The organism is Pseudomonas sp. NBRC 111124 (genome assembly GCF_001320245.1).
Lineage (GTDB): Bacteria > Pseudomonadota > Gammaproteobacteria > Pseudomonadales > Pseudomonadaceae > Aquipseudomonas.
On sequence record NZ_BCBA01000040.1, the window covers coordinates 19,765 to 30,296 of the forward strand.

Below are 10,532 nucleotides of genomic sequence, written 5' to 3' on the forward strand. Positions count from 1 at the left end.
GTTCAGAATCGGGTCAGGGACAGGCCGGCCCAGGTGGCCAGAAGCCCGCCCACCACGCTGATACTGGTATAGCCCAAGGCGAGGGGCACTTGCCCACTTTCCATCAGGCGCACGGTATCGAGCGAAAAGGAGGAAAACGTCGTCAGGCCGCCAAGGAAGCCGACGATCAAGCCGGCGCGCAGTTCGACCGGCGCCAGCGGCTTGTGCAGAAACAGGCCGTACAGCAGGCCGATCAGCAGGCAACCTACCAAGTTGACGGCCAGCGTACCGAGATAGAAGTGCCGTGGCCAGTGGGCCGCGACCCAATTGGCGGTGGCAAAGCGCAACAAGGTCCCGGTAATACCTCCCGCGCTGACCGCGGCGATCAGTGCAATCACGATTTTCTCCGTTGGCGGGGGCTGTTGCGGTCAAGCTCGGCCAGATGGCGCAACTTCTCGCCGATCTTCAGCTCCAGGCCGCGCGGCACGGGCTGGTAGTACTGGCGCGGCTCAAGTTGCTCAGGAAAGTAATCCTCGCCGGCGGCATAGGCATCGGGCTCGTCGTGGGCGTAGCGGTATTCTTCGCCGTAGCCCAGTTGCTTCATGAGCTTGGTCGGGGCATTGCGCAGGTGCAATGGCACTTCCAGCGAGCCATGTTCGGCCGCCTCGCGCAACGCAGTCTTGAAACCCACGTACACCGCATTGCTCTTCGGCGCGCAGGCGATGTAGGTGATGGCCTGGGCCACCGCCAGTTCGCCTTCCGGGCTGCCCAGGCGCTCCTGTACGTCCCAGGCCGCCAGGCATAGGCTCAGGGCGCGCGGGTCGGCGTTGCCGATGTCCTCGCTGGCCATGCGCACCACGCGACGGGCGATGTACAGCGGGTCGCAGCCGCCGTCGAGCATGCGCGCGAACCAGTACAGGGCGCCATCGGGATTGGAGCCGCGCACCGATTTGTGCAGCGCGGAAATCTGGTCGTAGAACGCCTCGCCGCCCTTGTCGAAGCGTCGGCGGCTGTCGCCGAGCAGGCTTTGCAGCATCTCGACGTCGATCTCGCTGCCATCTTCGGCAAGGTCCGAGGCATTCTCGAGGAAGTTGAGCATGCGCCGGCCATCGCCATCGGCGGCGGCCATGAGCATTTTGAAAGCGTCGTCACCGACGCGCAGGTTGCGCTTGCCCAGCCCGCGCTCTTCCGTCAGCGCGCGATTGACCAGCTTGCGCAGCGCCGCTTCGTCGAGGCTCTTGAGCACGTACACCCGCGCCCGCGACAGCAAGGCGTTGTTCAGCTCGAACGACGGGTTCTCGGTGGTGGCACCGATGAACAGCAGCGTGCCGTCCTCCACATAGGGCAGAAAGGCATCTTGCTGGGACTTGTTGAAGCGGTGCACTTCATCGACGAACAGGATGGTGCGCCGGCCATACTGGCCGGCCTGCTGCTTGGCCACCTCGACGGCCTGGCGGATCTCCTTGACCCCGGCCAGCACCGCCGACACCGTCTCGAAGTGGGCATCGCAGAACTGCGCCAGCAACCGCGCCAGGGTGGTCTTGCCCACCCCAGGCGGGCCCCAGAAGATCATCGAGTGCAGCGCACCCTGCTCCAGCGCCTCGCGCAGCGGTTTGCCACGCGCCAGCAGGTGCTCCTGGCCGACGTATTCGTCCAGGTTGGACGGGCGCAGGCGGGCGGCCAGTGGCTGGGCGACGGGTTCGCTTCGAAACAGGTCCATGGTGAGCTCTGTTTACTCCTTGATGACGTCGGCGCCTTTAGGGATGTCGAACTTGAACTGACTGTCCGGCACTGCCTGGTTGGCCTTGACGCCATTGAACAGGATGTTGGTGCGCTGGCCGACACTGTCAATCAGCTGCATGTCATTGATCAGGCCCTTGCGGAACGACACGCGCAGCGAATCGAACAAGGTGTCCTTGGTTTTTGGCTTGAGGGTGAAGTCCATCACGTCGCCCTGCTCCTTGGAGGTGATGTCGAAGCTCTGGCTGATCTTCGACACGTCACCGGACAGCAGCAGCGCCGGGGTCTGGTTCAGGCGCTGGTCGAGCTTCTTGATGGTCGCCTGTTCCAGGTCCGGGTCCCACAGGGTGACGTTCTTGCCGTCCGATACCACCACCTGCTCCTGCGGCGCATTGGTGTGCCAGTAGAACAGGCCCGGGCGCTTCACGGTCATCTTGCCGGACGTTTCCTGCAGGCTGGTGCCACCTGCGTCCAGGGTCAGCTGCGAGAAGTTGGCCTCGATGGTCTGGGATTTTTCCAGCAGCTGGGTCAGGCGTTGTACGTCTTGCTCACCGGCATAAGCAGTAACCGAGCCCAGGGTCAGGGCAGAAACCAACAGCATGCGAATCGCGCGCATGGGAATCCTCATTGAGCATTGAAAAGGCCGGGCGCCACCGTTGGTGCCCGGCAAGGTGTTCATCAGTCGCGCGGGCCGCCCGGGGCAATCACTTCCCGCGAGCCGTTGCTGTTCATCGGGGTGACCACGCCGGCCATTTCCATCGACTCGATCATCCGCGCGGCGCGGTTGTAGCCGATCTTCAGCTTGCGCTGCACTGCGGAGATGGACGCGCGGCGGCTTTCCAGCACGAACTGCACGGCCTCATCATACAGGGCATCGGTTTCGGCATCGTCGCCATCGCCACCGCCGCCGCCGCCATCGAAGCCGCTGCCGGCCTCTTCCACGCCATTGAGGATGTCGTCGTTGTAGTCCGGCGCGCCGCGCAGCTTCCACGCCTCGACCGTGCGGTGCACTTCATCGTCGGAGACGAACGCACCGTGCACACGGATCGGCAGGCTGGTGCCCGGCGGCATGTACAGCATGTCACCGTGGCCGAGCAGCTGTTCGGCGCCGCCCTGGTCGATGATGGTCCGCGAGTCGATCTTGCTCGACACCTGGAACGCCATACGGGTCGGGATGTTGGCCTTGATCAGGCCGGTGATCACATCCACCGACGGCCGCTGGGTGGCGAGGATCAGATGGATACCGGCGGCCCGCGCCTTCTGGGCGATACGGGCGATCAGCTCTTCGACCTTCTTGCCGACGATCATCATCATGTCGGCGAATTCGTCGACCACCACGACAATGGTGGGCAGGGTCTTCAGCGCTGGCGGCTCGTCGTCCATGCTCTCGCGGCGGTACAGCGGGTCATGGATGATCTCGCCGGCTTCCTGGGCGTCCTTGATCTTGCGGTTGAAGCCGGCCAGGTTACGCACGCCCATGGCGGCCATCAGCTTGTAACGCCGCTCCATCTCGGCCACGCTCCAACGCAGGGCATTGGCGGCATCCTTCATGTCGGTGACCACTGGGCAAAGCAGGTGCGGGATGCCCTCGTAGATCGACAGTTCGAGCATTTTCGGGTCGATCATGATCAGCCGTGCGTCTTCCGGGCTGGACTTGAACAGGATCGACAGGATCATCGCGTTGACCCCCACCGATTTACCGGAACCGGTGGTACCCGCCACCAGCAGGTGCGGCATCTTGGCCAGGTCGGTGATCACCGGTTTGCCGCCGATGTCGTGGCCCAGGGCCAGGGTGACCGGCGATTTCTGCTCATCGTACTGCGGCGTGGCCAGCACTTCGGAGAAGCGCACCATCTGCCGGTTTTCGTTGGGGATCTCGATACCCACGGTGGTCTTGCCGGGGATCACTTCGACCACCCGCACACTGGTCACCGCCAGGGAGCGCGCCAGGTCCTTGGCCAGGTTGGCGATGCGGCTCACCTTGACGCCAGCGGCCGGCTGGATTTCGTAACGGGTGATCACCGGGCCCGGGTGGATGGAGTCCACCGAGACTTCCACGCCAAATTCCTTGAGTTTGATTTCCAGCAACTGACCGACACCGGCCAGGGACTCTGGCGAGTACTCGATCTTCTTTTCTTCGGCCGGGTCGAGGATCGAAATCGACGGCAAGGTACCTTCCACAGCGCTGTCGACGAACAGCGGCGCCTGTTTCTCCTTCATCACCCGCTTGCTTGGCTCCGGCGCTCTGGCGGCGGCTGGCGGTACGATGGTCGGAACCGATGCAGACGGCTGTTCGCGCGGGACCACAGGCTCACGCGGCACGACAGGCTCGCGGGCGAGGGTCGGCTCACTGCGCACGGCTGGCTCACGGGCAAGGGTCGGTTCGCGGGGTTCAACGGGCTGGGCTGGTGCTTCCTCACGCTTGAAAATACGCTCGCGCAGCGCTGGCTTGGCCGGCTCGCGCTTCTCGGCGGCCTTCGGCGCCAGGTCAAACACAGGCTCGTCGACTTCACGCAGTTGCGCTTCCAGGCGCTTGCGTTCGTTGCGCGCCTCCCACCAGCGGCTGGCTGCGCCCTGCACCAGTTCGAACAGGTCGAGGGTGATCTTGCCGGTCATGTCCATCACCTTGAACCACGACAGGTCGGTGAACACGGTCAGGCCGAACAGGAACAGGGCAATGAACATCAGCGTGCTGCCCTGCACGTTCAGCAGGTTGCGCGCCAGGTCGCCGAGGCTTTCACCCAGCGCACCGCCCGCGGAAAACGGCAGGCTCGCCGGCGGGTGGAAATGGATATGCGCCAGGGCCGCGCCCGACAGCACCAGGAACACCAGGCCGATCAGCCGCCAGGAGAACAGCCAGCCGCTCCACTGCCACGGCTGGTGGCGCTCGCGGAAGATCTGCCAGGTCTTGATCGCCAGCAGCAGCGGGAAGATGTAGGCGAAATAGCCCAGCACCATGAACAGGATATCTGCAAAGTACGCACCGGCACGCCCGGCGGCATTCTGCACCTGGTCGATGTTGCTGGTGTGGCTGAAGCCCGGGTCCGACGTGTCGTAGGTCAGCAGTGCCATCCACAAGTACAGGCACAGGGCGCCGACAGCGATCAACGCACCTTCCTTGAGGCGGTAGTGCAGCTGCTGCCGCCACAGGGGCACGGGCAAGGGAGCTGGAGTTGCGGTGGATTTCTTCAAAACGCGTCTATTCCTGCGCGTGCTGCGCGTCCAGTAGTGATCGGCCGGTGTCTGGCCAATGAACCACTACTTTTAACATTACTGCCCGCCAGCCGCCATGACGGCACGCCGTATGGAGCTCGAGTGCGGGCGACTTTCGTATTAGGTGCAATTTGAGCACGCATTTTCTTTTGTGACAAAGGCTTATGCTGGGTTTTTGCACAGGTGTGACAGCAAATGTAGCGGATGGTGCCTATGGTTTCATGAATGTGTAGGAAATTGCCTATCCTGCTACCCGCCAGCGACTCATGGCCCTGCCAGCATTGACCCCGCAAGCCCTGCGCGCCATGCTGCCCTCTCCCCTCCCCCACCGCACGATAGACCATGCTCACCTGGCTGACTCGCGACTCGTTGACCTTCCCGCCCCTGGAAAAGGCCCTGCACGACCCCAACGGCCTGCTCGCCGCTGGTGGCGACCTGAGCCCCGAACGCTTGGAGCAGGCCTATAGGCATGGCTGCTTCCCGTGGTACCAGGACGGCCAGCCGATCCTCTGGTGGTCGCCCGATCCACGCACGGTGCTATTGCCGGGCGAGCTGCACGTCTCGCGCTCGCTGGCAAAGCTGATGCGCCAGGGCCGCTACCAGGTCAGTTTCGACAGCGACTTCCCGGCAGTGATCGCTGCCTGTGCGGCCCCGCGCGATTACGAAGGCGGCACCTGGATCACCGACACCATGCGCGACGCCTACTGCGAGTTGCATCGGCGCGGTATCGCCCATTCGGTGGAAGTGCGCGACGGCGGCCAACTGGTCGGTGGCCTTTATGGCCTGGCCATTGGTCAGCTGTTCTTCGGCGAATCGATGTTCAGCCGCGCCGACAATGCCTCCAAGGTCGGCTTCGTGACGCTGGTCGAGCATTTGCGCCAGGCCGGCTTCGTGCTGATCGACTGCCAGATGCCCACCAACCACCTGCATAGCCTCGGCGCTCGCGCCATCAGCCGCGCCCAGTTCGCCCAGTACCTGGCACAGCACCTCGACCAACCCAACAGCGCCACTTGGGTTTGCTAGGCGAGTTCTGCCAGCTGGCTTACACTTAAAGCAAAGTCTCACCGAGGGGGTTGATCATGACAGAGTTGGCGCGGTTGAAGTTCTATGCCACTCAACCCCACTCCTGCAGCTACCTGCCGGACGAACAGGCGACCACGCTGTTCCTCGACCCCAGCCAGCCGATGGACGTGAATGTGTACGCGGACCTCTCGGAAATGGGCTTTCGTCGCAGTGGCGACCACCTGTACCGGCCGCATTGCCAGAATTGCAATGCCTGCGTGCCGGCGCGCATCCCCGCCGCGCGCTTCATCCCCAACCGCCAGCAGCGGCGCATCCTCAAGCGCAACACCGACCTGACCGTGACCGCCGCCCGCCCGGCGTTCAAGGAAGAGTATTTCGACCTGTACCGGCGCTACATCGAGACCCGCCACGCCGATGGCGACATGTACCCGCCGAGCCGCGACCAGTTTTCCACCTTCCTGGTGCGCGACCTGCCGTTCTGCTGGTTCTACGAATTCCGCCTGGAAGGCCGCCTGCTGGCGGTGGCGGTGTGCGACCTGCTGCCCAACGGCCTGTCGGCGGTGTACACCTTCTACGAGCCTGACGAGGAGCGCCGCAGTCTGGGGCGCTTTGCCATCCTCTGGCAGATCACCGAAGCCCTGCGCCAGGACCTGGAGGCGGTGTACCTCGGTTACTGGATCAAGAACTGCAAGAAAATGAACTACAAGACGCAGTATCGGCCTATCGAGTTGTTGATAAACCAGCGCTGGGTCACCCTCAACTGAAAGCATTGGCTTGACACACAGTTTTCGGGCATAATCCACGCCACTTTTTTGCCCGGTGCGGTTATGCGTCGGGCCAACACTGGATCCGAGGGCTCTACTGCATGTCGAAAGAAGACAGCTTCGAAATGGAAGGTACTGTCGTCGACACCCTGCCCAACACCATGTTCCGCGTGGAGTTGGAAAACGGGCACGTCGTAACCGCGCACATCTCCGGAAAGATGCGTAAAAACTACATCCGTATTCTCACTGGCGACAAGGTTCGCGTCGAACTGACGCCGTACGACCTGAGCAAGGGCCGCATCACTTACCGTGCGCGCTAAGCTCTAGCCATGAAAAAGCCCGGCCATGTGCCGGGCTTTTTTGTGCCTGTCAGAATGCATGGGGCCGCAAAGCGGCCCCATGCGATCACGCCACCTCAGCCGTGGTCTCGAAGTCGAACACCAGTTCGCCATCGCGCAGGTCGACGTGCACCACGCCACCATGCTCGGCCAGCTCGCCAAACAGGATCTCCTCGGCCAAGGGCCGCTTGATCTTGTCCTGGATGAGCCGCGCCATCGGCCGTGCGCCCATCTGCACGTCGTAGCCGGATACCGCCAGCCAGCCGCGGGCGGCATCGCTGACTTCCAGCAGCACACGCTTGTCTTCCAGCTGCGCCTGCAGTTCGATGAGGAACTTGTCGACGATGCTCTTGATCGTCTCGGTGCTCAGGCGGCCGAACTGGATGATGGTGTCCAGACGGTTGCGGAACTCTGGCGTGAAGCTCTTGCGGATGACTTCCATGGCATCGGACGCGTGGTCCTGATGAGTGAAGCCGATCGAGGCCCGCGCGGCGGTTTCGGCACCGGCGTTGGTGGTCATGATCAGGATCACGTTACGGAAGTCGGCCTTGCGCCCGTTGTTGTCGGTCAGGGTACCGTGGTCCATTACCTGCAGCAGCAGGTTGAAGACTTCCGGGTGGGCCTTCTCGATTTCGTCGAGCAGCAGCACGCAGTGCGGTTGCTTGGTGATCGCCTCGGTCAGCAGGCCACCCTGGTCGAAACCCACATAGCCAGGCGGTGCACCGATCAGGCGCGACACAGTGTGGCGCTCCATGTACTCGGACATGTCGAAGCGCACCAGTTCGACACCCAGCGCCTTGGCCAGCTGCCGCGCCGCCTCGGTCTTGCCGACACCGGTGGGGCCGGCGAACAGGAACGAACCGACCGGCTTGTCCGGCGACTTGAGGCCGGCCCGGGACAGCTTGATGGCGGTGGCCAGCGAATCGATGGCCTGATCCTGGCCGAACACGGTCAGCTTCAGGTCGCGCTCGAGGTTACGCAGCAGCTCCTTGTCGGAGCTGGTGACGTGCTTCGGCGGAATTCGCGCGATCTTGGCGACGATATCCTCGACCTGCGGCACATCGATGCGCTTGACCCGGTTGGCCTCAGGCTGCAGACGCTGGTAAGCACCCGCTTCGTCGATCACGTCGATGGCCTTGTCCGGCATGTGGCGATCGTTGATATAGCGCGAGGCGAGCTCGGCGGCGGCGCGCAGGGCTTCGTCGCTGTACTCGATGTTGTGGTGGCTCTCGAAGCGACCTTTCAGGCCACGCAGGATACCGACGGTGTCTTCCACCGATGGCTCGCTGACATCGACCTTCTGGAAGCGCCGCGCCAGAGCACGGTCCTTCTCGAAGATGCCGCGGAATTCCTGGAAGGTGGTCGAACCGATGCAACGGATCTCACCGGACGACAGCAGCGGCTTGAGCAGGTTGGACGCATCCATCACCCCACCCGACGCCGCACCGGCACCGATGATGGTGTGGATCTCGTCGATGAACAGAATCGCCTGCGGGCGCTTCTTCAGTTCACCGAGCAGCGCCTTGAAGCGCTTTTCGAAATCACCGCGGTATTTGGTACCGGCCAGCAGCGCACCGAGGTCCAGCGAATAGACCACGCTCTGCGCCAGCAGGTCAGGTACCTGGCCGTCGACGATGCGCTTGGCCAGGCCTTCGGCAATGGCGGTCTTGCCGACACCTGCCTCACCGACCAGCAGCGGGTTGTTCTTGCGCCGACGGGCCAGAATCTGCGCCACGCGCTCGACTTCGAGCTCGCGACCCACCAGCGGGTCGATACGGCCGGCACGTGCCAGTTCGTTCAGGTTGCTGGCGTAGGCGTCCAGCGGGTTGCTCGAAGAGGACGTTTCGCCACCCTCTTCGTCCTGCATTTCCTGGTCGCTTTCGGAGTGCGAACCATGGCCAGGCACCTTGGAGATACCGTGTGCGATGTAGTTGACCACGTCGATACGGGCCACGCTCTGCTGTTTCAGCAGGAACACAGCCTGGCTTTCCTGTTCGCTGAAGATCGCCACCAGCACATTGGCACCGGTAACTTCGCGCTTGCCGGAACTCTGCACGTGGAACACGGCACGTTGCAGCACACGCTGGAAGCCCAAGGTAGGCTGGGTTTCGCGGTCTTCGTCGTTGACGGGAATCAGGGGTGTAGTGGAGTCGATGAACTCTTGCAGGTCGTGCTTGAGTTTGTCGAGATTGGCGCCACAGGCGCGCAGAACGGTCGCAGCAGCCTCATTGTCAAGGAGTGCCAGCAGCAGATGTTCGACGGTCATGAATTCATGACGCTTCGAACGAGCCTCCTTGAAGGCAAGATTGAGGGTGACTTCGAGCTCGCGGTTTAACATAGCTTCACCTCATACCCAAGTGGTCGGCGATTAACCGTCCTTCTCGATTTCACAGAGTAGCGGATGCTGGCTTTCCCTGGCGTATTGGTTGACCTGCATGGCCTTTGTTTCGGCGATGTCACGGGTAAACAATCCGCACACTGCCCGCCCTTCGGTATGGACGGTCAGCATGATCTTGGTCGCCAGCTCGCGGTTCAGACTGAAGAACGTTTCGAGCACTTCGACGACGAAATCCATCGGCGTGTAGTCATCGTTGAATAAAACCACCTTGTACATCGGTGGCGCCTGCAGGATCGGCTTGGCTTCCTGTACCGCAAGCCCTGAGCCGTCGTCCTCATTCGATTGCGGGCGATCCTGATTGAATGTTAGTCGAATCTCACTGGGTGCATGCATGGAAAGAATTTCATCATGAGCGTCAGGTTAAGGTTGTGGGTTGGCTGCATCGCAGGCCGCTGGCGCACGCGCCACCTGACCTTGACTATCGGCAAAACGGTGTTACAACCAATAAGAACCCACCGTGGGCGATAAAGATCCGCGCAGTCAACCAGATTTTTCGCAGGGTTCGTATGCGGATGAAGTGGATGATACTCCAGTGATGGAGTCCTTTGCAGAGGGACATAGGGATGGCAAGCGGTAAAGTCAAGTGGTTCAACAATGCCAAGGGCTACGGATTCGTCAATGAGGAGGGTAAAACCGAAGATCTGTTCGCGCACTATTCAGCGGTGCAGATGGACGGATACAAGACGCTCAAGGCCGGCCAATCCGTGGTGTTCGAGATCATTCAGGGCCCCAAGGGCCTGCATGCGGTCAATATCAGGGACGCCGCCGCGGTTGCTGCCGCCACGGCCAGTGCCGTAGGCCAGCCCGCAGGTGAACCCGTGCAAGTCTGATCCTTGCTCTCTGCCGGTATACGAAAAAACCGGCCGCTTCTTTAACGGAGGCGGCCGGTTTTCCATTGGCTTACATATGCTTGATCATCGCATCGCCAAATCCTGAACTGCCCACCAGCGTGGCGCCATCCATCAAACGCTCGAAGTCGTAGGTCACGGTCTTGGCCGCAATCGCGCCATTGGTGCCCTTGATGATCAGGTCCGCCGCCTCGGTCCAGCCCATATGGCGCAGCATCATCTCTGCCGA

10 protein-coding genes and 1 pseudogene are annotated in these 10,532 nt (G+C 62.2%); 4 read left to right on the plus strand and 7 right to left on the minus strand.

Annotation, left to right across the window (positions count from 1 at the left end; all coding sequences use genetic code 11):
• Positions 1–2: 2 nt before the first annotated feature.
• The 4 genes from crcB to APH28_RS16560 form a co-directional block, all read right to left on the minus strand.
• Complete coding sequence (gene crcB, locus APH28_RS16545; RefSeq protein ID WP_060511137.1) at positions 3–377, minus strand: fluoride efflux transporter CrcB; 375 nt, start codon at positions 375–377, stop codon at positions 3–5.
• The gene (locus tag APH28_RS16550) at positions 374–1,699 is read right to left on the minus strand and encodes a replication-associated recombination protein A (RefSeq protein ID WP_060511139.1); all 1,326 of its coding nucleotides are present in this window, start codon (positions 1,697–1,699) and stop codon (positions 374–376) included. The genes crcB and APH28_RS16550 overlap by 4 nt, the downstream gene beginning before the upstream one ends.
• Before the next feature lie 12 nt (positions 1,700–1,711).
• Entirely contained in the window at positions 1,712–2,335 is a 624-nt protein-coding gene (gene lolA / locus APH28_RS16555) for an outer membrane lipoprotein chaperone LolA (protein WP_060511141.1), read from the minus strand.
• A 62-nt stretch (positions 2,336–2,397) separates the two neighbouring features.
• Positions 2,398–4,971 (minus strand): DNA translocase FtsK, encoded by a 2,574-nt coding sequence (locus APH28_RS16560; protein WP_371263093.1) that lies wholly within the window; start codon positions 4,969–4,971, stop codon positions 2,398–2,400.
• Between the two features lie 303 nt (positions 4,972–5,274).
• Between APH28_RS16560 and aat the strand changes: the two genes are divergently transcribed.
• From aat to infA, 3 genes are all read left to right on the plus strand, one after another.
• Complete coding sequence (aat, locus tag APH28_RS16565) at positions 5,275–5,955, plus strand: leucyl/phenylalanyl-tRNA--protein transferase (RefSeq protein ID WP_060511146.1); 681 nt, start codon at positions 5,275–5,277, stop codon at positions 5,953–5,955.
• A gap of 56 nt (positions 5,956–6,011) precedes the next feature.
• On the plus strand, positions 6,012–6,719 hold the full coding sequence (locus APH28_RS16570) for an arginyltransferase (RefSeq protein ID WP_060511148.1): 708 nt from the start codon (positions 6,012–6,014) through the stop codon (positions 6,717–6,719).
• A 101-nt stretch (positions 6,720–6,820) separates the two neighbouring features.
• Positions 6,821–7,039, plus strand: coding sequence for a translation initiation factor IF-1 (gene infA, locus APH28_RS16575; protein ID WP_002553999.1), 219 nt, complete (start codon positions 6,821–6,823; stop codon positions 7,037–7,039).
• A gap of 85 nt (positions 7,040–7,124) precedes the next feature.
• Here infA and clpA read toward each other — a convergent pair whose 3' ends face one another.
• Together clpA and clpS are read right to left on the minus strand one after the other, a co-directional pair.
• A complete protein-coding gene (gene clpA / locus APH28_RS16580; protein WP_060511150.1) occupies positions 7,125–9,395 on the minus strand; it encodes an ATP-dependent Clp protease ATP-binding subunit ClpA in 2,271 nt (756 codons plus the stop codon).
• A gap of 30 nt (positions 9,396–9,425) precedes the next feature.
• On the minus strand, positions 9,426–9,788 hold the full coding sequence (gene clpS / locus APH28_RS16585; RefSeq protein ID WP_003251220.1) for an ATP-dependent Clp protease adapter ClpS: 363 nt from the start codon (positions 9,786–9,788) through the stop codon (positions 9,426–9,428).
• A 230-nt stretch (positions 9,789–10,018) separates the two neighbouring features.
• Between clpS and cspD the strand changes: the two genes are divergently transcribed.
• The gene (gene cspD, locus APH28_RS16590) at positions 10,019–10,285 is read left to right on the plus strand and encodes a cold shock domain-containing protein CspD (protein ID WP_060511152.1); all 267 of its coding nucleotides are present in this window, start codon (positions 10,019–10,021) and stop codon (positions 10,283–10,285) included.
• Positions 10,286–10,355: 70 nt separating this feature from the next.
• Here cspD and APH28_RS28155 read toward each other — a convergent pair.
• Positions 10,356–10,532 (minus strand): annotated as a pseudogene (locus APH28_RS28155) (isocitrate/isopropylmalate family dehydrogenase); the annotation flags it as partial.

Coding starts and splice junctions, on each gene's coding strand:
- lolA (WP_060511141.1), bottom strand. CDS start 2,335: ATGCGCGCGATTCGCATGCTGTTGGTTTCTGCCCTGACCCTGGGCTCG.
- clpA (WP_060511150.1), bottom strand. CDS start 9,395: ATGTTAAACCGCGAGCTCGAAGTCACCCTCAATCTTGCCTTCAAGGAG.
- APH28_RS16570 (WP_060511148.1), top strand. CDS start 6,012: ATGACAGAGTTGGCGCGGTTGAAGTTCTATGCCACTCAACCCCACTCC.
- aat (WP_060511146.1), top strand. CDS start 5,275: ATGCTCACCTGGCTGACTCGCGACTCGTTGACCTTCCCGCCCCTGGAA.
- APH28_RS16550 (WP_060511139.1), bottom strand. CDS start 1,699: ATGGACCTGTTTCGAAGCGAACCCGTCGCCCAGCCACTGGCCGCCCGC.
- infA (WP_002553999.1), top strand. CDS start 6,821: ATGTCGAAAGAAGACAGCTTCGAAATGGAAGGTACTGTCGTCGACACC.
- cspD (WP_060511152.1), top strand. CDS start 10,019: ATGGCAAGCGGTAAAGTCAAGTGGTTCAACAATGCCAAGGGCTACGGA.
- clpS (WP_003251220.1), bottom strand. CDS start 9,788: ATGCATGCACCCAGTGAGATTCGACTAACATTCAATCAGGATCGCCCG.